The following is a 19,010-nucleotide window of genomic DNA, read 5'->3' as shown; positions in this document are numbered from 1 at the left end:
TCTAATATGCCGCAACAGTCATTCACTCGCCGTGATTTTTTGAAAACCAATACCATTTTGGGAATTGGGGCAACGGCTTTGCCGGGGTTTGTTACCGGTGGTCAGGAGGTGGTCAAGGGTGGTCAGGAAATGATCAGGGGTAGTCATGAAGTTGTCAAGGATAGGCTGCTCTATTTTGACGGTTTTACCCGCATTGGGCCGCGGAAGTACAAACATCCTGCTGAAAAATGGAAGCTGGACGATCTGCTGGACGACATGGATCAATGCTCGATCTCGGCGGCGTTGGTGGCTTACACGCAATCGGTTAATTACGACCTGATGTATTCCAACCTGGAACTGAACCGGATGCTCAAACCCTACCCCCACCTGTTCCCGATCTGGAATGTAATGCCGCACCAGACAGGCGAGTTTCCGGAGCCTGGCCAGCTGGGCAAATTGATGGCGGAACATAACGTCAGGGCAGTAAGCATTCATCCCAAAACCAATGCGTGGGACTGGAAAGCGCGGCATTGCACGCCTTTGTTTGCGCATTTGAGTAAAACAAAAACACTGACCATTACTACTGCCAGCGAACTGGGCACCTGGGAGGACGTGGAGGAATTCCTGATCCGCCACCCCTATTTGCCGCTCCTGCTTACCGGCGCCGTCTGGAACGAGCAGCGGTATGTGCTTCCGCTCGTGCAGCAATACAAGAACCTGCATATCAGTTTCGACAATTTCCAAATCAACGAAGGCCTGGAATATCTGTACCGCACAGGCTGCGTCGACCAGCTGATTTTTGCCTCAAACAGCCCCACCATGTCGGCTGGCGCCCACCGGACTTATATCGACTACGCGGCCATTCCCGAGGCTGACCGGGCTAAAATAGCAGGGGGCAACCTTATGCGGCTATTAAAAATCAGTTCTAAACCTGCATTACGCGAAAACAAGAACGAGGATATCCTTATGCAGGCCGTACGTGCTGGCTCGCCCCTGCCCGTACCCGTGATAGACATGCACATGCATATGCTCCACGAGGGGTTAAATGGTGGCGGCTGGACCTACCGCATGGAAAACGGCGGACCGAAAGGCATTTTCGCCATGGCCAAACGGCTGGGTTACCAGGGCGGCGGCATTATGAGCTGGAATGGCGTGGTAAGCCAGAATGCGATTGCCGGGAACCCGTGTACTTCCGAAGCGCTGGACGTCGCACCGAAGGGTTACTGGGGCCTCGCGACCTTCGATCCAAGCCATTACAGCCAGGAAGAATTACGTAAAATGATTGCGCAGGTGTATGCCGACAAGCGGTTCATAGGCATGAAACCTTACCAGTTTTATGGCTTCGAATACCACAACCCGGTATACGATGTGTGGTGGGAATATGGTAATCAAAACAAGTTCTATGGCTTGATCCACAATTCCCGCTCTGACCTGCTGGAAGTAGAAACGCTCGCCAGGAAATACCCCGATGTCCGCTGGGTGATCGCTCACGCGGGCGGCAGCTACAAAATGGCCGACATGGCGATTGCAGTCATGAAAAAATACCCGAACGTATTCGCCGAAATCACCCTGACACCGGTTCCGCTAGGGGTAATAGAATACCTGGTAGCAGGAGCAGGGGAAAACCGCATTCTGTACGGCTCCGACCTGCCTATGCGTGACCCGCGCCAGCAGCTGGGGTGGCTGGTATTTTCGACATTATCGCTGGAAATCAAAAAGAAAATACTCGCTGAAAACGCCATGCAAGTCATTAAACCGTGCCTGGACAGGCTGCCGGAACATAACCGGCCTTCGCTGGCATCCAAATAGAACCTGAACCATGTGTAGCACGAACCATTTATCGAGAAGGGAGTTTCTGGCCGGTACCGGGGCATTACTACTTGGAAACGCCATGGGCGTACAAGCCGAAACCTCCGTTCAGGAACCGATCATCGACATTCACCAGCATGTCCATTACGCCGCGCGACCCGACGACGTGCTCATCGCGCACCAGCGTGCCATGGGCATTACGCATACGATCCTGCTGCCCGCGGGCACACCTGCGTTCGGGACTTCCACCCATCAGGGAAAAACCAATGGCTTGCAGGCACAGTGCGCAGGTAATGAAGCGTGTTACGGCATTGCTCAAAAGCACCCCGGTGAGTTTGTATTCGGCTCGAATGAAGTCCCCGATTTGCCCGATGCCGTACAGGAAATTGAAAAATACCTGAAACTGGGCGGACGTGTGATTGGCGAATTGAAATTCGGCGTGGATTGCGATTCGAAGGAAATGCAGCGCATTTACCAGCTTGCCGAAGCGTACCAGGTGCCGGTACTGATGCATTGGCAGTTCCAGATGTTCAACTACAATTTCGAGCGTTTCCCTAAAATGCTCGAAAAGTACCCGAAAGTGAATTTCATAGGCCACGCGCAAACCTGGTGGGCCAATATCGACAAAGGCCATACAGACCAAAGCATTTTGTATCCCCAAACCAAAGTCACACCCGGCGGCCTCACCGATCGGCTATTGAGCGACTTTCCCAACATGTACGGCGACATGTCCGCCGGCTCCGGGCTCCTTTCCATGACCCGCGATGAAGACCATGCCCGTGAATTCCTGACGCGTCATCAGGACAAACTGCTTTATGGCAGCGATTGCGACGATCATATCGGCTCCGGCGAAAAATGCCAGGGAGCGCAAACCATCGCCGAAATACGGAAACTGGCCGCATCGAAGACTATCGAGCGGAAAATCCTTTACGGCAATGCCAAAAAGCTGTTCAGAATAACATAAAAAAGCCCATCTGCGAAAACAGAAGGGCTTTTTTATCATTTTATATTACATTAAACACCCAGGCTCCATCCTTCGCGATAGGTCCGTTTCACCCACTGGTTCACCTCGTCAAAGTTAGTTACCTTCATGTTTTTATAATCCCAAAGCATTTTGAGGTTCGCTCCCGGATAGTCGTAACCGTTACCGGTTGCACGCGGTTTTGGCATATCCGCGCCGCGGATCGCGAGATTCGCCATCAGGATCGCCTCTGTCAACGGGCCCGCTTTTTCGAACGGCGAACTGAGTTCCATGTTGCCATAACCGGCGATACAGCCTTCTACCCATTGTGCATAGTGGCCTTCCGCCGACCCCGGTACCCGGGCAAATTTCTGTTTCACCTTCACTTCTTCCATACGTGAAAGCGGTAACAGGCGTGGATTGGCGGCATACTCGCTGGCCATCATCTTGCCTTTGGTACCTACGAACAGGATCCCGCTGTTACCGTCACCAAACAGTTCGTTCGGGCCAAGCTCCTCCGGACGTTCGGGCTTGATTCCGCCGTCCATCCAGTGCATAGTGACTTGCCCTTTCGTTTTAGGTGTTTTCGGGAAAGTCAGGGTTGCATGGCTAGACGGAGGGCAGCTGTCCGGGAAAATACCGCGTTTGCCAAATGCTGTAAACACGCTTCCTACACTCGCCTGCATATCCACCGCGTATTTCAGGTCGAGAATACGGAACGGCGCTTCCATGAGGTGGCAACCGAGGTCACCCAACGCGCCTGTGCCGTAGTCCCACCATCCGCGCCAGCTTCCCGGGATCAGGTTGTCGACGTAGTCCTTGTAAGGTGCGGTACCAAGCCACAGATTCCAGTCGAGCTCTTTCGGCACCGCCGGCTTGTCGGTGGGCCAGGGTATACCTTGCGGCCAGATCGGGCGGTTAGTCCAGATATAGACGGTATGCACATTGCCAATAATGCCGGCGTCGTGCCATTCGTGCAACTGGCGGACACCGTCGCCGGACGAGCCCTGGTTACCCATTTGCGTTACTACTTTATATTTGGCGGCTGCCTCGGTGAGCATACGCGCCTCGTAAATATCGTGGGTCATTGGTTTCTGTACATACACGTGCTTACCCAGCTGCATGGCCGCCATCGCTACGACCGCGTGCGTGTGGTCGGGCGTGGAAACGGAGACCGCATCGAAATTTTTGGATTCTTTTTCAAACATTTCCCGCCAGTCTTTATAATACTTGGCTTGTGGGAAATTTTTAACGGAGGTGGCTGCACGTCTGTCGTCCACATCGCACAGGTAGCCGATATTGGCCTTACCGCTTTTGAAGAAATTGGCAATGTCGGACGTACCTTTTCCGCCGACACCTACTCCTGCCACAGTCAGCTTGTCGCTGGGGGCCACGTATCCCTTGCCCAGCACGTGGCGTGGGACGATCATCAGACCTGCGGCGGTACCCGCGGCCGCTTTAATGAAATCCCTCCGCGAAGAAGAAGGCTGCTCTTGAACGGTATTCTTTTTTTCCATGTACGTGATTTTTTGATTTAGGAAATGGATATACAGATTACAGGTACTTCACCTCAATTTACTACTCGCCTAAGTACTTTTTTTCAAGTATTTACTCTGAATATTCTAATAACGGCTATTGATCCCCCACCCGCTGAATAGGAATGCAGCAAAAAAATCACCGTTTTTTCCTAACTTTTAACCAACTTCAGACACCTCCATCCTATGAAAACACATTTCCGCTTCCGCACCGCGCACCTCCATCTGCTGCTGGCAGGCTGCATATTGCTGGGGTTCGCTTTCAATACCCGCTCCGACGTCGGGAAAGGCAAATTGATTTACAAAACCGGCAATAAAGTTTTTGATATGAATATTAAATCGGCCTATTTCATTACCGGCCCCGACGGCTTCGACAGCGGCAAGAAAATTCGCCGTCTGATATTGACGACCAACACATTGGATGACAAAATCAAATCGTGCGGCGCCATGAATTGTGTGGATCAATACATTGAAGGCTTGCAGGTCGATCTCGATGCCTCGCCACGGCTGCTTTACTGGGTCAGCCTGAACAACCAACTGGTGCAATATTCGGGCACTGCCCAGAATGAGTTTCTCACATTAACCGCCGATACACCCGATCACCTGGCCGGCACATTGAAATTCGACCAATCAGCCTCCGGCGGCCCGGCAGTCGATGTTACGTTTGATGCGAAGCTGATGAAGACGTTTGTGAAAGCACGGTAGCCGCAGCGATCAATCGAGGCTTTCGAGTCTTTTCAGTGCAAGCGTATCACGATAGCGCTTCATGAGAAGTTGGATTTCTGCGAGTCTTTCAGAACTTGTCTGGGGGCTCTCGAATTCGATTTCCAGCTCCCTGAGAAATTTATTGACCTTCCACTCCGTAATTGTCAATGATATCCATTGTATGCCTGTGCGCAAAACCAGGCTTTTGATGATGATAAAACTGTGGTAAGCGAAATATGCCATTAGTCCAACAAGTACCAGCAGTATCTCTTTCGGTCGTCCATTGGGAAGTTCAGAAATAACTGCGCTGAGCGTCGTGGTAATCGCTGCAATAGCCTTGCTTTTCGGATAAGTTACCTGAGGCCTGACCCGCCTCGCCATTATTTAAGAACGTCAAGAATTTCCTGGGCAAGACCATCCCGGTGATGCTGCCCCAAGGTGACCGACTTCCCGGTTTTAGGATTGGTAAGAACAATATCGCCATAAAACAGATTATAGACGAAGCGGACCAATTTGTACAAAAAGCGGCACAATTGGAAGAATACCCAGGCTCCGGAGGCGGCAAGAATGAGGCTGGAAAGAAAATCTGCTATTTCCATAATTCAGTGTGAGTTTTAGTAATCAATAATCGAAAATAGGTCTTCTTTTCCGGTCAAAAAAATTTTTAATACATAATCGTATCACCGATTATCCTGCGGCTTCTGTAGTGCGGAATTGCTTACGGTAGGCAGCGGGAGTCATACCTCCGAACTTGCGGAACTGCCTGAAAAAGAAGGGCGGACTCTCGTAACCGCAGGCAAAACTGATCTCGGCCACCTGCATATCGGTTTCGATAAGCATTTTGGAAGCCATATTAATGCGGTATTCATTCAAAAAAGTAAATAGCGGCTTTTGCATGGTCCGGCTGAAAAACCGCGAAAACGATTCCTCGCTCATATGCACGAGCCCTGAAAGCGTGGCCAGTGTAATGCGTTCCGAATAATGTTCCCGGATATAATTGTAAACGGTATTAATGCGCTGATTGTCGTCGTAATTGAGCGGATAGGCGAAACCCTGTTCACAAAGTAAATGGATGTTTTTCACAGCTGCCAGCAGTTCGAGCACTTCCAGGAACTTCATCAGCCGGGAAAATGGCTGCATTTCCAGCATTTCCGCAAGCATAGGTTTCACCCTGGCCGACACTCCCTGGTCAAAACGGATACCTTGTCCGGCCAGTTGCAGCAGCCGCTTCACCGACTTGAATTCCTCCACATCCAGCCAGCCATTCCCCATAAAATCACCCGGCCACTGCACCACGATGGAGCTCGCTGTTCCCACGCTATCCGGCGTGTTTTGCCAGCAATGCGGCAAGTTCGGGCCCAGTAATACCAGGTCGCCTGCTTCGAAACTCTCCATGCTGTTGCCTACATAGCGTATTCCCTCACTTTTAAGAATGACCGTCAACTCGTATTCCGGGTGATAGTGCCACGGAGCGTCAAACTCTGCCACCTCATACCCGAATACCCGGAACGAGGAATCGGGCAGCGGCTGGAATGCTTCGAATTGCGCTTTCATCGCATGGAATAAGTTTTTATACCCTATTTAGCAATCATTACAAATCAACACGGCAATATTAATACAAAATAAGTTAGTTATTGATCAAAATCAGCAATGCACTTAAAAGATGACATCCGTCATATTTGTAACACTAAAACTAATACCGAACACGAAATCATGGAAGTAGCAACACGGGACCTTTCCACCTGTCATGAATTGATATCCGATCTGTTCAAGCAGCCCACCAGCCGGGAAGAATGGGAACAATACCGCCTGACCGACGAGCAAGTGGCATTTTTTCACGAAAACGGCTATCTCTCCAACATCAAGCTGCTGGAAGACTGGCAGGTGGATACGCTGAATGAAGAGCTGCTCGCCGCTACCGACCCATCCAACCCCAATCACCATTTATTTTACGAATTCCATTCCAACGAATCGGCTGATCCCAATGCGGTTCTTTTGCACGCCCTCGGCGCATGGCGTGTGACTGAAGGCTTTCATGACGTGCTCTGGAATCCGGCTTTCGTAATGGCTGCCAGCCAGTTACTGGGCGATAAGGCCGTTCGGTTCTGGCACGACCAGCTCTTTTGCAAACCGGCAAGGCACGGCGGCGTGGTGGCATGGCACCAGGACTATTCCTACTGGACGCGCTCGGTACCGATGCAGCACCTGACCTGCTGGACGGGCCTTGACGACTCGCTGATCGAGAACGGATGCCTTTATTATGTACCCAAAAGCCACCGCTGGGGCCTGCTCGACAAGCCCGAACTCGCTGGTGATATGGAGGGGCTGATGCAATACCTGACCGACGAGCAGAAAAAAGAGTTCAAGCCCATTCCCATCGAAATGAAGCGTGGCTACGGCACATTCCATCACCCTCTAACGGTTCATGGATCCTATGAAAACCACTCGGAACGCTCACGGCGGGCATTTGTACTCAATGTCTTTGCCGACGGCACAATGTCCGACACCAATTCCACGCTGCTCGAAGGCGTCCCCGTCATCCCGAAAGGAGAAAAATTAAAAGGGCAGTTTTTCCCCCTGCTTTTCGACGCATAACGCTACTATTCCTAAATCCGCATGCATTAACACACGCTCAAAAGGCCGCCCAATTTTGAAATGGGTGGCCTTTTTTAATGCTTATCGCTTCGCCAGATAACGAAAGAAAAAGCTTTCGGGATCGCCTAGCTGCTGCCAGACAATATAGTTGGCACCAAAGTCTCGGATTTCAGGTGGGGTTTCAAATGAAATACGATAGTTGCTAGCACTATAAATCAGTTCTTCCAGTGGCGTTAATGCGCAGCTTGTGAAAATAAAAACGGGAATTAATACACGCTTCCCTTTATTTTCGACCAGCCAGATAACCTGTTTTATTACGAATATGGACAATACGAATAGCGGCGGGATAGAAAGCTTGATACTCCAATCATTCCACCTCCCAAGAATGAAGACAGGAATGGTGAACAACAATACGAATGAGATGACAAAGATCTCATCTCTCCATATATTGATATTTGCAAAAACAAATATGGAAGACAATATCAAAAATTCGGCAGTCAGGAAAAGACAATATTGCAACCAATAGCCCTCCAAAACATGCGGGGCATAAATCATCCCAAAAGAAAAATCATTGGAAACAATAAATGTGGATAACAAAAAAAATAAAAAACAAGCCAACATATTTACGTAATTCCATCGCAGCCATTCTCCCCTATGATGTTTCAATATCACCAGAATAAATGGCCCGATACCTGTCAGGCAAAGTGGCGACCATAGCAACATCGATACACATGCAACGGGAAAAATGCGCATCAAAGCCGGGTTGATTTGTCGATGATTCAATATAATTCCGATTATCAGCCATGTAGGCAAGCAATGCTGCGGAGCCCAGAACAAATTGCGGGTGTGCGAAAAATAATGCAGCGGACTAAGCCACATTTCAGACCTGTCCGTTGTGAAGCCTAATAATCCGTTGAAAACATAATCCATTCCACCGAACAGGGAAATTCCGGTGAAGACGAAAAAGGTAACCGCGTACCCGCGCTGCCGCATATGCATACGCACGAGCATGAGTGCAAGCGACGCGCCCAGCCAAGAATAGGCGAAAAGAGCCAAATTAGCAGCTTTCCAACCCAGCAATTTACCTACAATCGCGGCGGGTAGGTAATAGGCAAAGTAGTATACATAGGCCTTTTCCGAGATTTCCCCGAACTCCTCGCCAAAATACCCCTTCTTGAAATACAATGGCCAGGAACCACTTACGAGATGCCATAGCATAGAACTTCGTATGCCCGAATCAAAATTACGGTAACCAATACCACCAATGCTGGAAAAAGACAGCCAGATGAATCCCAGCAAACAGATCAGTGCGAAATGTCCGCGCCAGGTACGCCATTCTGACGCCATTTGCCTCATCCATATTTTGAAGCGAATTAAAAAATTGACCTTACGCAATTCACTGTACATTCCGTACCCCACCAATCCAATGAGAACGGTCGATATTTCGAACCGAATAAATCCAGCTATAAATATCATTATCGGAAAAAGCAGGTAGCAAAATGAAGCCAAAACCAACAAATCAATTAAAAATGACCGCGGATATAAATAACCCGATTGACTTACGGGAGATGTCTCCTGCTTTAAATTTTCGAACTCGATGGCTTTAACGAAAGGCAGCCTCTCTGCATTGAACAATGAGAAGGTTTTCATATAACTTCGGAATCAAAAGACATAAAATTCCTATCCGGATCGCAACAGCAATCGAACCGGCAGGTTGATTCATTAATAAACACTAGCAATGGGTTATCCGAACGAGATAATCGGGTACTTGACAATAACGATCATTATTATACGAACAGCGCTTTTCGTATTGAGACAACTATTTTTTCAGCTCATAAAAAAGGACACCCAATTCGAGTGTCCGCGTTGCGAAAATCTATTTTTTATTTGCAAATAATATTTCAAATCTCCGTGGCCATAGCCGGATCGCTAATGCCATGCTTCCCCTTTCAATCCTGCCTGCAAGGCAGTACAACGATTATCCCCAAAGCCCATTTCCTGGAATTCTACAGTTCCAGGCGCAATGCATTTAACCAGCTGCTTTTTACCATGGTGTTCCATTTCACATTCCGTTAATCTGCAATAACCGACCGTTAAAGAATTGGTATCCCTGCCAGCGTTACCAAACGCACGGACCGCCGTCTAAATGAGGATCAAAAAGTGGTAAATGTTTACCAAATCCGTAAACTTTTTTGTATCTTCATGGGGTATTATTTAGAGGACACACTGACCGGCGAGCGGCTGCCGGCGACGATTAGCAGGCTTTCGACAAAAGAGATCGCGCTGCTCGACAGTAGTAGCAGATTCGATTTTGAATGGAAGCGGCAACTTCAATTTGAGATATACGGCCTTCGGCTGGAGCACCGGGAAGAAGTTATCGGGCTGGTTTCATTGGAATGCCAGCCGAAAAACCTTGCTATTGAAATCAAGCTGATCGCGAATGCGAGAGAGCACCTCGGGGCCGGGAAACGGTATGATAGGATAGCAGGCAGCTTAATTGCGTTTGCCTGCCAAAAGTCTTTCGAATTGAAGTTTGATGGCTTTGTTTATCTCAAACCTAAAACCTCAATCATACGCCATTACCGCCAAAAATATGGTTTTAGTGATTCGGGCAATAATCTTTTTTCAGATACCAACAATTCCAAACACATAATCAGGAAATATTATGATGCAGCTAACGAAGAAAGAACAGAAGACCATTAAGAGGCTGTTTGAGGAGTATACGGTACAAGAAATTGCAGATGCGTTCATGATTCCGCGAGCACCTCTTTCCCGCGAAGAGGAAGAAAAAGAGATGCAAGAATTCCGCGCGATGCGCCAACGGGAAATTGCCAACCGTACGTCCGAGCAATGGATAGAAGTCAGAACACTCACCATTAAATATCAGATGCTGGCGTATATTGAGGGGGACAGATTGGAAGCACATTGGAACTTCCAGTACTTCCTCAACGAATACATCCGAGCGCAAAACAAAAAAGACAAAGAATTCGCGGCAGATGTGGATGTAAAACCCTATGTGCTCAGCCAATACCTTAATGGCCATCGCACACCGCCGAAAGAATTTCTGATCCGGCTGGAACTGCATTCCAATGGGTTGATACCCGCATCGTGGTGGCTTAGGTCGCTTCAAAAATCAAAGGAAATAGAACTAATGCAGGACACCGCTATTCGTGAGCAGGAAAGTAAGCATGTCAAGAATAAAATCGAACTTGCCCTTTAAACGATCATCCTTACTTCGCATGAACTTACACGCATTTTCCATTCGCTTCCTCCTGCTGGTTGCGGTTTTCACATGCCTTCAATTCGCCTCGCTGGCTGCCGACACGCTCCGGGTCGAAGGTGGGAGAATTTCCGGTACCACGAGTTACGACGGCGGGATCAGTATTTATAAAGGTATTCCGTTTGCGGCACCGCCGGTGGGAAATCTGCGATGGAAAGCGCCGCAACCCGTAAAAAAGTGGAACGGCGTGCTCGCCTGCGACAAATTCGGGCCCAGCCCGATGCAGAGCCACCCGGTACCTTTCAGCATGTGGAGTGCGGAATTTCTGATTCCGAAAACGCCGATCAGCGAAGATTGTCTTTACCTCAACGTATGGACTGAAAAAAAGGGGAAAGTCGGCGCGAAGAAACCGGTAATCGTCTGGATTTACGGCGGCGGCTTTGTGAGCGGCGGCGCAGGATGCCCCATTTACGATGGTGAAGCGACAGCCCGAAAAGGCGTAGTTTTTGTCAGCATCAATTATCGTGTGGGCGCGTTTGGCTTTTTCGCGCATCCTGAACTGACGAAAGAATCCGGTAAGAACGCTTCTGGAAACTATGGCTTGATGGACCAGATTGCCGCTTTGAAATGGGTAAAAAAGAACATCGCGCAATTTGGCGGCGATCCCGACAACGTTACGATTGCGGGCCAATCGGCAGGATCCATGAGTGTTAACTGCCTCGTGGCGAGCCCACAGGCGAAAGGACTATTTAACAAGGCAATCGCCGAAAGCGGTGCCGCTTTCGGCAGAAATTACCCTTCACTAAAACAAGCAGAAGATGCGGGCGTGAAGGCAGGCGAGAAGCTGAATGCCCCTTCACTCACTGCATTGCGTAAAGTGCCCGCAGAAGAAATTTTGGAAAACATCACCGCCTACCGAGGCCCGATTACAGACGGCCTGGTGCTGCCGGAATCCGTTTCCGCTATTTACAAGGCGGGAAAACAAAACCCTGTCACGCTGCTTACCGGCTGGAACCAGAACGAGAATGCCGTCGCTAAACCCAAGAATGCCGCTGATTTTCAAACACAATACAACCAGCAGTACGGCCCGATGGCACAAACGTTCTTTCACTATTACCCCGCGCAAACCGATGCCGAAGCCGCGCACTCGCAGAACGAACTGGCCCGCGACATGAGTTACGGGATCCAAAACTACTCGTGGGCACAAGCACAGGCGCAGCAGAACAAAGGCGTTTATCTCTACCGGTTCACACGCAAGCTGCCCGCGACGGGTATTTACGCGCAGTATGGCGCATTCCACACGGGCGAGGTCGCGTATGCGTATGACAACCTCCGTTTCATCGACCGTACATTACGCCCGTTGGATGCCACGGACGATCAGATTGCCAACGTGATGTCAGCATATTGGGTGAATTTTATCAAGACGGGCAATCCCAACGGCACCGGATTGCCGCCATGGCCTGCATTTAATTCGAATGCACCACAAATGCTATTGCTTGGCGAGGAAATCAAGGCAGCGCCGCTAACCGAACAGCCGGCATTGGATTTCCTCATCGAGCAGGCCGCCAAACGGTAGAATTGACAGGAAGCCGGCTTAAAGCGATTGTAACCAGTCAACTCAAACCGGCTTTCCATGCTTATCGACAGAAAGACTTTCCTCCAAAACCTCTCTATGGCTGCCAGCGCAGCGTTTCTCTCCGATTTCACACAGGCCAGCCCGCTTTTTGGCAAGAAACCTGAAATGCGTCTCGGCTTTGTAACGTATCTCTGGGGAAAGGACTGGGATGTGCCTACGTTGATCAAAAACCTCTCGGATACGCACATTACTGGTGTGGAGCTGCGCGTAGACCACGCGCACAAGGTTATGCCTGATCTTGGCCCGGAGCAGCGGAAAGAAGTGAAAAAGCAATTCGCCGACAGCCCCGTCAAAATCGTCGGGCTCGGTACCAATCAGCAATATGATTACCCCGACCAGGATAAGCTGAAAGTCTCGATCGAACGTACCAAAGAATTCATCCACCTGAGCGCGGATGTGGGCGGCACGGGCGTGAAAGTGAAGCCGAATGCATTGCACAAGGAAGTCCCTACGGAAAAAACTTTGGAACAGATCGGCCTTGCATTACGCGGGTTGGCAGGCTACGCGGCCGATTTTGGCCAACAACTGCGGCTGGAAGTCCATGGCGAGGAAACACAGGAACTTCCGAACATCCGCAAGATCATGGATTATGCCGATCACCGCAACGCCAAAATTTGCTGGAACTGCAACAAACAGGACCTGAACGGGCAGGGCTTTCAGTCCAATTTCGATCTGGTCAAAAAGTATTTCGGCGATACCTGTCACGTTCGGGAGCTCGATCGTACCGACTATCCCTACCCCGAACTGATCGACAATCTTGCCAAAATGGATTACAAAGGCTGGGTACTGCTCGAATGCCACACCAACCCCGACGACAAAATCGCCGCGCTGAAACGGCAGCGCCAGGTTTTTGATGCCATGACGACCAAATATTAATTACCAGCGAACTACTTTAGGAATCCCAACTCTTTGCACACTTTCGCCATATTCTTCTGCCCGCACACGGGATTTTCGAGGGATTCGAGGATTGAATGAGTGAATGAGCCGCCGTGGAACGGGGAATGAGTGAATAGTCAAGTATTGGCAGATATATGGGCGACGCTGCAAATGCCCTTACTGCGTCATGTTGACAAGCGACTATTATCTGTGTAAATTGTGAGTAGCTCCTATATAAATGAGTCTAACACTATGAGAAAACTTACTTCGACGAATTACTACAATCAGACGTTCCTGGAAGAGAAATGCACATTGAACGAACTGATCAACCTGCTTAGCAAACGGTGGCTGACCGAAGTGATGTTCAGTATTGAGGAAGGCAACAACCGGTTTTCGACGCTGAAAGAAGACCTTAAACACATTAGCGACAACATCTTAGCCGATCGCCTGAAACTGCTTGAACAACACAAGCTGATCATCCGCAACGACAATTTCCGCGAAGTACCGAGCCGCGTCGAATATACGCTGTCCGAAACCGGTTCCAAGCTCAGCGAGCTCCTCGACGGCCTCTGCCACTTCTCCGAGACCGAAATGGAATTCCCCGATTAACACTACCCTAAAGGCCGTCTGCCCGGTCCTTAACAATTGTTAACAATCACTTCGGAAATTGTGAGTGACGGGATATAGCCTTCTCCCCGTTTGATCATCCATTGATGCTGGCTGTACATCGGATTCGATCTACGCTTACGTTGTTGGATAAATTCGGCAATGCATTCCAGCCAACAACACCGCATTGCCTGCAATTCGCTCCATTTTACCGGCTCCGTTAAGCATTCCCTCACCAACGAGGTGTTAGGGACATGTATTAATTGTGCTGAAAGTACTAAACGTTCGCAAATCAGGGCCGCTGACTGGCTTTTTGACTGGCATTCGGAACTATGTCGCAAGGACAGGCAAGTGCTCAAAATTGAGCTTTTGCAGGAACCTTTGACGATCCAGGGCCTTGTCAGCCTTGCCGATAAAGGAGACCATATTTATATGCATTTAGTTGAAAGTGTAAGTTGGAACAAAGGGAAAAACAAGCTATATTGTGGTGTAGCGGGCAACCTGTTTGCAACCGCCTGCAAGTTGTCTTTTGATCTTCGGTATGATGGAATTATCTCCTTCGTTCCCAAAACACAACTCATTGAGCATTATCAGAATACCTTGGGCGCTAAACTTTTCGGGCCTAACCGCATGTTTATTGACACAAGGGAGGCGTCAATTTTAATCCAGCAATTTTTAAGCCAATGATCTTATGATAGATTTAACAAAAATAGACGAAAAGGACCTTGTGGTGAGCGACAGAAAACTGACTGAACAGGAAGAAAAGGAATTCAGCGCCTTCCTGAAATCAAGGAAACCATCTTCCGAAAAAGACGCTGCCGTAAAAACCGCGCACTAATAGCTCGCACCAATCAAATCCCGCAGCACCACCGATGCGCAGGTCGCACCGAACGTCGCGGGCAAATAGGACATCGTGCCGTAAGCGGATTTTTTGTAGTTGCTGCCGTCGGTAAGGATGAGCGACTCACGGATTTGTTCTTCGGTCGAGAATACGGCTTTGATACCTTTGTAAATCCCTGCCTTTTTGAGGTTTTTCCTCACCTGCTGCGCGAAAGGGCAATTATATGTCTTCGAAATATCGACCACTTTCAGCTGCGTCGGGTCTATTTTCCCGCCCGCGCCCATGGAGCTGACGATGCGCATATTGCGCTTATACGCCTGCGTGAGGAACGTCAGTTTGGGAGTGACACTGTCGATGGCATCGACAATGTAGTCGTAACGCGTTACGTCGAGGATTTGCTCCACAGCATCTGGCGTTACGAAGCTTTTCACGACATTCAGGGTCAGCTCGGGATTGATCGCTTTGAGTCGCCCGGCCATGATATCGGCTTTGCTCTGGCCGTGATTCGTAGCCAATGCGGGTAACTGCCGGTTGCGGTTGGTCGGGTCTACCACATCGCCATCCACGATCGTCATCGTCCCTACCCCGCCGCGGCAAATGAACTCCGCCGCAAATGAGCCTACTCCGCCCAACCCGATCACCAGCACATGCGCCTGACTGAGCTTCACCAGGTTTTCCCTCCCAATCAGTAACTCCGTCCTGGAAAGCCAGGAAAAATCCTCCATCATTGTTTAAATACTTTGCCGAAATTCGTTTCGAGCTGCAAAGCAATCTCTTTTTCGGGAATATTCCGCAACCGTGAGGCGGTTTTGTAGATTTCGCGGATATCGCCGCCGGTGTCGTCGGTTTCGAGAAACAACTGATCCGTCGGGACTGCTCTGAATGCCTCCATAATAGCTGCATTGGGATGCAGCAGCGCCTTCCCGAATGACAGAAAGTAGCCTGCATCGATCACTGGCTGTATCACCGAAAGACGGTTGTTGACCCCATGAAAAACGACTGGCACTACGGCGTTCTTTAAAAATTGCAGGCACTCCCGGAACGCCTTCACGCAATGGACCACCAGCGGTTTCCGCAATTCTCCGGCCAGCGCGATCTGCCGTTCGAATGCGATGCACTGCATATCCCAGTCCGTGGCGGTGAGCTTGTCGAGGCCGCATTCCCCGATCGCAAGCACTTCCGGCCGTGCAGCATACCTGCGCAGCAGATTCAAATCATCGGATAGCGTTTCCAACCGAATGTACCAGGGATGGAGCCCGGCACTTATATACCGGCCGCCCACAGCACCCGCAAACCCATTATGCCGGTTTTCGATGGCCAGTATGCCCGGGTCGCCGGGCGAGTTGTGAGTATGGACATCCAGGAACATCGACAGGGCGCTTCATTCAAACGGATTCACTGCGTACATCAGGCTCCTGGCCGATATTTCATGGGAATCGATGTGTGACTTACCTTTATAGTTGCGTACCCGCAGGTTATCTTTTCCCTGATAAACGAAAGAAAGCGTCGCAACCGGCTGGCCGATATTGAACATTTTGGAGCCTTTTTCGGTATAAGCCTCAGCCAGCTCTTTTAATAAAGCGGCATCGGGAAATTCAAGACATTTCAGGGTAAAACCGTCAATATCGCCATCCCAATTCAGATACAGTAAATGGCGTTGTTCGGGGGCTATTTCAAAGTAAAAGTTGAACCGTCGCTGCCCGTCGAAAGCCTCCGAAAGTTGTAACTCCTTCGATTCGGGGTAATAGGTTTTGATTTCTTCGCGTAAGTAATCGAGTGAATTCATCTTGGTGCGTGGGTGGTGTCTTTCAATTCGTGTATAAACAAATATATCCAGCCAGCGGCAGAATTTCAAGGATCAGCCCGGAAACAGTTTGATCACGTGCTTAAACGTTTTACCAAGCGGCAATACCTTTCCGTTCAACAGCCGGATCATATTGCCCTCGATATAATGTACGAATTTTTTGTTCAATATGAAAGACTTGTGGATCCTGATGAACGCGTCGGCCGGCAGCTGTTTTTCGAAACTGCCCAGGGTCCGCTGCGTGAGCAGGAACTGGTCCCGGCCCCATATTTTCACGTAATTACCCAGGCTTTCAAGATAATATACGTCGTCGAGCTGCATTTGAACCAGCTTTTTGTCGGATTTGATATACAATGGCTCCGCTTCGTGCGGCGCAGGGGCGGTTACCGCCTGCTTTCGCAAGGTATACTGCTCCAATGCCCGGTTGGCGGCTCTCAGGAACCGGTCGAAGCGAAAAGGTTTGAGCAGATAATCGACCACCTCCAACTCGAAACTTTCCAGCGCGTGCTCCTCATAAGCAGAGGTGATGACGACCAGCGGACGCTGATTGAGCGTGCGCAGAAAGTCGAGACCGCTGAGCTTCGGCATACGGATATCAAGGAAAATAAGGTCGACCGCATGGTGATTGAGAAATGCAAATGCCTCGGTGCCCAGGTAGCATTGCCCCGCCTTTTCGAGGAAAGGGATATCTTCGATGTACCTCAGGATCACATCGTGGGCCAAGGGCTCATCGTCGACAATCAGGCAGCGTAATTTCATAACAGGTCGATTTCCAGGCTGGCGGAAAACACTCCTTTCTCTGCCCGGGTGGTTAACCGGTGCTTTCCGGGGTATAGTAATGCCAGCCTTTTCCGTAAATTAGTCAATCCAATGCCCGTTTGCGCGTCCGGTGCCGGTTCGTATGAATTTTCACAGACAAAACGTACAGTATGCTGGTCGGATTTGAGGCGAATATGCAGGAATGCAGGATTTTCTGCATTCTCGACGCCGTGCTTGAATGCATTCTCGACGAAAACAATCAATAGCAGCGGGGCGATCAAGGCCGTGCCATTCTCTATTTCTTGTTCAAATTGGAGATCCAGGCTTCTTTTTAACCGGATTTTTTGCAACTGAATATAATCGTTCAGGTATTTGACCTCCTCCTCCACACGCACAAACGGCTCCCTGGCTTTATAAATCACATAGCGCATCAGCTCCGAAAGCTGTAAAATGCTTTCGGGCGTCTGCTCGGAGCGTTGCAAGCTCAATGCATAAAGGTTATTAAGTGTATTGAAGAAAAAATGCGGGTTCAATTGCTGCTTCAAAAGGTCAAGCTCGGCCATGGATTTCTCGTGTTGCAGGGCTGTAATGAGGCTATTCTGCCTCGCCCACTGGATCGCCAGTAACACCGGTAAACTAATAACCAGTATCAGCATCGCGCCGAACGCATTTTCAGTCACAAAAGGATTGGCGGAAAACACGCCGCCCAGCACTTTACTGAAAGGCAAACTGGCCAGTAACTGCCCCCACAGCGGGTAAAACACGCCGATCAACGCAGCTGAACAAAGGATGTAATGCAAAATACCCCGTTCTTTCAGAACCACAGGCACAAGCCAGCAACTGTTGACATAAAAGAAAAAATAGCCCGCAAGATACATTACCAGTAGTTGCAGGGAATAACTGACAAACGTGGTAAAATAGGCCGCTATTTTCGGAAAGTGTATCTCAAAACCAATAAGCAGCTGCTTTCCGGAATCGTACAAGGGATTGTCAAGGCTCGATACCGCCATCGCACCAAGCAATAATGCAAGCCCCGTGATGCTGATCAGCACCGCCTTTTCCAAGCTTAGCCTGCGTACCCATTTCACCTCGCGTAACCGGCCGCTGTACTGGCTTTCCGCCACGAGCACGCATTCCAGCACTGCAATGCAAAGCCCGCCGGTAAACACTACCGGCCATAAAAGCTGCCCAGGGCTTAACTGTGCGCCCGAAATCCCCAGTAATATGGGTAAATACCCTAGAAAGCACCCCAGCCAAATCCGACGATTGCGCCCCGCAAAACGGCCCTCCCTACTCCCCTCACGCACCCACGTGGCCGTGAGCATAGGCGCCCACAGCGCCGTTAAAACCAGTAGCGATTGAAAATATGCCACCCAATAATCGTCCCGCCCGATCGTAAATCCGATCGAAACCCAGCAGAACAGTCCCACGTAAAGCCACGTATCTTTCCGACGGGCCAATGCGTCCGTTACATTTTGCATTACCACCATCCCGCAAATAAACCGCAAATCGCGGCGGCTTTCAAAAATTAATGACGACCGTCGCGATTTTGGTGATATTGGTAAAAAACGCTCAAAAACAGGCTCGCAGACGCCTTCGTCACCGTTGTATTTACCTTCCTCATTATTCATTGAATACCAGGCCAACTGCATCCCATCTTTGAAGCAGAAACTTCAAAACCCAT

Annotated in this window: 21 protein-coding genes; 11 read left to right on the top strand and 10 right to left on the bottom strand. The window is 49.7% G+C overall.

Translation table 11 applies throughout. The annotated features are described in order from the left end of the window. Window positions 1–6: 6 nt before the first annotated feature. The gene (locus ACQ4MZ_RS19645; RefSeq protein ID WP_430847608.1) at window positions 7–1,788 is read left to right on the top strand and encodes an amidohydrolase family protein; all 1,782 of its coding nucleotides are present in this window, start codon (window positions 7–9) and stop codon (window positions 1,786–1,788) included. Window positions 1,789–1,798: 10 nt separating this feature from the next. Continuing rightward, complete coding sequence (locus ACQ4MZ_RS19640; protein WP_430847606.1) at window positions 1,799–2,752, top strand: amidohydrolase family protein; 954 nt, start codon at window positions 1,799–1,801, stop codon at window positions 2,750–2,752. Between the two features lie 50 nt (window positions 2,753–2,802). Here the strand turns inward: ACQ4MZ_RS19640 and ACQ4MZ_RS19635 are convergent, their stop codons facing one another. After that, window positions 2,803–4,266, bottom strand: coding sequence for a Gfo/Idh/MocA family protein (locus ACQ4MZ_RS19635; protein WP_430847604.1), 1,464 nt, complete (start codon window positions 4,264–4,266; stop codon window positions 2,803–2,805). A 204-nt stretch (window positions 4,267–4,470) separates the two neighbouring features. Here ACQ4MZ_RS19635 and ACQ4MZ_RS19630 point away from each other — a divergent pair, with 204 nt between their 5' ends. Continuing rightward, window positions 4,471–4,989, top strand: coding sequence for a hypothetical protein (locus ACQ4MZ_RS19630; RefSeq protein WP_430847602.1), 519 nt, complete (start codon window positions 4,471–4,473; stop codon window positions 4,987–4,989). Window positions 4,990–4,998: 9 nt separating this feature from the next. Here the strand turns inward: ACQ4MZ_RS19630 and ACQ4MZ_RS19625 are convergent, their stop codons facing one another. The 3 genes from ACQ4MZ_RS19625 to ACQ4MZ_RS19615 all read right to left on the bottom strand — a co-directional run bounded on the left by ACQ4MZ_RS19625 (window position 4,999) and on the right by ACQ4MZ_RS19615 (window position 6,543). Further along, window positions 4,999–5,370, bottom strand: a complete 372-nt coding sequence (locus ACQ4MZ_RS19625) for a hypothetical protein (protein WP_430847600.1) — start codon at window positions 5,368–5,370, stop codon at window positions 4,999–5,001. Next, window positions 5,370–5,588 (bottom strand): hypothetical protein, encoded by a 219-nt coding sequence (locus tag ACQ4MZ_RS19620; protein WP_430847598.1) that lies wholly within the window; start codon window positions 5,586–5,588, stop codon window positions 5,370–5,372. The genes ACQ4MZ_RS19625 and ACQ4MZ_RS19620 overlap by 1 nt, the downstream gene beginning before the upstream one ends. 88 nt (window positions 5,589–5,676) lie before the next feature. Beyond that, on the bottom strand, window positions 5,677–6,543 hold the full coding sequence (locus ACQ4MZ_RS19615) for a helix-turn-helix domain-containing protein (RefSeq protein ID WP_430847596.1): 867 nt from the start codon (window positions 6,541–6,543) through the stop codon (window positions 5,677–5,679). Window positions 6,544–6,702: 159 nt separating this feature from the next. Between ACQ4MZ_RS19615 and ACQ4MZ_RS19610 the strand changes: the two genes are divergently transcribed. After that, entirely contained in the window at window positions 6,703–7,584 is an 882-nt protein-coding gene (locus ACQ4MZ_RS19610) for a phytanoyl-CoA dioxygenase family protein (protein ID WP_430847594.1), read from the top strand. 81 nt (window positions 7,585–7,665) lie between these two features. Here the strand turns inward: ACQ4MZ_RS19610 and ACQ4MZ_RS19605 are convergent, their stop codons facing one another. After that, window positions 7,666–9,234: a hypothetical protein gene (locus tag ACQ4MZ_RS19605; RefSeq protein WP_430847592.1), complete on the bottom strand. Its 1,569-nt coding sequence runs from the start codon at window positions 9,232–9,234 to the stop codon at window positions 7,666–7,668. A 552-nt stretch (window positions 9,235–9,786) separates the two neighbouring features. Between ACQ4MZ_RS19605 and ACQ4MZ_RS19600 the strand changes: the two genes are divergently transcribed. The 7 genes from ACQ4MZ_RS19600 to ACQ4MZ_RS19570 all read left to right on the top strand — a co-directional run bounded on the left by ACQ4MZ_RS19600 (window position 9,787) and on the right by ACQ4MZ_RS19570 (window position 14,760). Next, a complete protein-coding gene (locus ACQ4MZ_RS19600; protein ID WP_430847590.1) occupies window positions 9,787–10,287 on the top strand; it encodes a hypothetical protein in 501 nt (166 codons plus the stop codon). Continuing rightward, window positions 10,250–10,804 (top strand): hypothetical protein, encoded by a 555-nt coding sequence (locus ACQ4MZ_RS19595; protein ID WP_430847588.1) that lies wholly within the window; start codon window positions 10,250–10,252, stop codon window positions 10,802–10,804. The genes ACQ4MZ_RS19600 and ACQ4MZ_RS19595 overlap by 38 nt, the downstream gene beginning before the upstream one ends. A gap of 19 nt (window positions 10,805–10,823) precedes the next feature. Further along, complete coding sequence (locus tag ACQ4MZ_RS19590; RefSeq protein ID WP_430847586.1) at window positions 10,824–12,380, top strand: carboxylesterase/lipase family protein; 1,557 nt, start codon at window positions 10,824–10,826, stop codon at window positions 12,378–12,380. A gap of 57 nt (window positions 12,381–12,437) precedes the next feature. Then, complete coding sequence (locus tag ACQ4MZ_RS19585) at window positions 12,438–13,316, top strand: sugar phosphate isomerase/epimerase family protein (protein WP_430847584.1); 879 nt, start codon at window positions 12,438–12,440, stop codon at window positions 13,314–13,316. Between the two features lie 252 nt (window positions 13,317–13,568). Continuing rightward, entirely contained in the window at window positions 13,569–13,925 is a 357-nt protein-coding gene (locus tag ACQ4MZ_RS19580; RefSeq protein ID WP_430847582.1) for a winged helix-turn-helix transcriptional regulator, read from the top strand. Window positions 13,926–14,084: 159 nt separating this feature from the next. Then, window positions 14,085–14,609: a hypothetical protein gene (locus ACQ4MZ_RS19575; protein ID WP_430847580.1), complete on the top strand. Its 525-nt coding sequence runs from the start codon at window positions 14,085–14,087 to the stop codon at window positions 14,607–14,609. Between the two features lie 4 nt (window positions 14,610–14,613). After that, entirely contained in the window at window positions 14,614–14,760 is a 147-nt protein-coding gene (locus ACQ4MZ_RS19570) for a hypothetical protein (protein WP_430847578.1), read from the top strand. On the opposite strand, the gene ACQ4MZ_RS19565 is transcribed toward ACQ4MZ_RS19570, so the two are convergent. From ACQ4MZ_RS19565 to ACQ4MZ_RS19545, 5 genes are all read right to left on the bottom strand, one after another. Then, on the bottom strand, window positions 14,757–15,491 hold the full coding sequence (locus tag ACQ4MZ_RS19565) for a tRNA threonylcarbamoyladenosine dehydratase (RefSeq protein WP_430847576.1): 735 nt from the start codon (window positions 15,489–15,491) through the stop codon (window positions 14,757–14,759). The two genes, ACQ4MZ_RS19570 and ACQ4MZ_RS19565, sit on opposite strands and share 4 nt — an antisense overlap. After that, window positions 15,488–16,132, bottom strand: coding sequence for a TatD family hydrolase (locus ACQ4MZ_RS19560; protein ID WP_430847574.1), 645 nt, complete (start codon window positions 16,130–16,132; stop codon window positions 15,488–15,490). The genes ACQ4MZ_RS19565 and ACQ4MZ_RS19560 overlap by 4 nt, the downstream gene beginning before the upstream one ends. 12 nt (window positions 16,133–16,144) lie before the next feature. Beyond that, window positions 16,145–16,549 (bottom strand): hypothetical protein, encoded by a 405-nt coding sequence (locus tag ACQ4MZ_RS19555; RefSeq protein ID WP_430847572.1) that lies wholly within the window; start codon window positions 16,547–16,549, stop codon window positions 16,145–16,147. 72 nt (window positions 16,550–16,621) lie between these two features. Beyond that, entirely contained in the window at window positions 16,622–17,326 is a 705-nt protein-coding gene (locus tag ACQ4MZ_RS19550; protein ID WP_430847570.1) for a LytR/AlgR family response regulator transcription factor, read from the bottom strand. Next, the gene (locus ACQ4MZ_RS19545) at window positions 17,323–18,957 is read right to left on the bottom strand and encodes a sensor histidine kinase (RefSeq protein WP_430847568.1); all 1,635 of its coding nucleotides are present in this window, start codon (window positions 18,955–18,957) and stop codon (window positions 17,323–17,325) included. Before ACQ4MZ_RS19545 ends, ACQ4MZ_RS19550 begins: the two co-directional genes overlap by 4 nt. Window positions 18,958–19,010: the final 53 nt, after the last annotated feature.

The sequence above is a fragment of the Dyadobacter sp. BHUBP1 genome (genome assembly GCF_050587785.1).
Lineage (GTDB): Bacteria > Bacteroidota > Bacteroidia > Cytophagales > Spirosomataceae > Dyadobacter.
Note: the sequence above shows the minus strand (reverse complement) of the source record. Positions and strands in the feature narration are given on the sequence as shown.

Coding starts and splice junctions, on each gene's coding strand:
- ACQ4MZ_RS19575 (WP_430847580.1), top strand. CDS start 14,085: ATGCATTCCAGCCAACAACACCGCATTGCCTGCAATTCGCTCCATTTT.
- ACQ4MZ_RS19570 (WP_430847578.1), top strand. CDS start 14,614: ATGATAGATTTAACAAAAATAGACGAAAAGGACCTTGTGGTGAGCGAC.
- ACQ4MZ_RS19630 (WP_430847602.1), top strand. CDS start 4,471: ATGAAAACACATTTCCGCTTCCGCACCGCGCACCTCCATCTGCTGCTG.
- ACQ4MZ_RS19585 (WP_430847584.1), top strand. CDS start 12,438: ATGCTTATCGACAGAAAGACTTTCCTCCAAAACCTCTCTATGGCTGCC.
- ACQ4MZ_RS19550 (WP_430847570.1), bottom strand. CDS start 17,326: ATGAAATTACGCTGCCTGATTGTCGACGATGAGCCCTTGGCCCACGAT.
- ACQ4MZ_RS19555 (WP_430847572.1), bottom strand. CDS start 16,549: ATGAATTCACTCGATTACTTACGCGAAGAAATCAAAACCTATTACCCC.
- ACQ4MZ_RS19625 (WP_430847600.1), bottom strand. CDS start 5,370: ATGGCGAGGCGGGTCAGGCCTCAGGTAACTTATCCGAAAAGCAAGGCT.
- ACQ4MZ_RS19580 (WP_430847582.1), top strand. CDS start 13,569: ATGAGAAAACTTACTTCGACGAATTACTACAATCAGACGTTCCTGGAA.
- ACQ4MZ_RS19635 (WP_430847604.1), bottom strand. CDS start 4,266: ATGGAAAAAAAGAATACCGTTCAAGAGCAGCCTTCTTCTTCGCGGAGG.
- ACQ4MZ_RS19565 (WP_430847576.1), bottom strand. CDS start 15,491: ATGATGGAGGATTTTTCCTGGCTTTCCAGGACGGAGTTACTGATTGGG.
- ACQ4MZ_RS19600 (WP_430847590.1), top strand. CDS start 9,787: ATGGGGTATTATTTAGAGGACACACTGACCGGCGAGCGGCTGCCGGCG.
- ACQ4MZ_RS19645 (WP_430847608.1), top strand. CDS start 7: ATGCCGCAACAGTCATTCACTCGCCGTGATTTTTTGAAAACCAATACC.
- ACQ4MZ_RS19620 (WP_430847598.1), bottom strand. CDS start 5,588: ATGGAAATAGCAGATTTTCTTTCCAGCCTCATTCTTGCCGCCTCCGGA.
- ACQ4MZ_RS19615 (WP_430847596.1), bottom strand. CDS start 6,543: ATGAAAGCGCAATTCGAAGCATTCCAGCCGCTGCCCGATTCCTCGTTC.
- ACQ4MZ_RS19590 (WP_430847586.1), top strand. CDS start 10,824: ATGAACTTACACGCATTTTCCATTCGCTTCCTCCTGCTGGTTGCGGTT.
- ACQ4MZ_RS19545 (WP_430847568.1), bottom strand. CDS start 18,957: ATGAATAATGAGGAAGGTAAATACAACGGTGACGAAGGCGTCTGCGAG.
- ACQ4MZ_RS19605 (WP_430847592.1), bottom strand. CDS start 9,234: ATGAAAACCTTCTCATTGTTCAATGCAGAGAGGCTGCCTTTCGTTAAA.
- ACQ4MZ_RS19560 (WP_430847574.1), bottom strand. CDS start 16,132: ATGTTCCTGGATGTCCATACTCACAACTCGCCCGGCGACCCGGGCATA.
- ACQ4MZ_RS19610 (WP_430847594.1), top strand. CDS start 6,703: ATGGAAGTAGCAACACGGGACCTTTCCACCTGTCATGAATTGATATCC.
- ACQ4MZ_RS19640 (WP_430847606.1), top strand. CDS start 1,799: ATGTGTAGCACGAACCATTTATCGAGAAGGGAGTTTCTGGCCGGTACC.
- ACQ4MZ_RS19595 (WP_430847588.1), top strand. CDS start 10,250: ATGATGCAGCTAACGAAGAAAGAACAGAAGACCATTAAGAGGCTGTTT.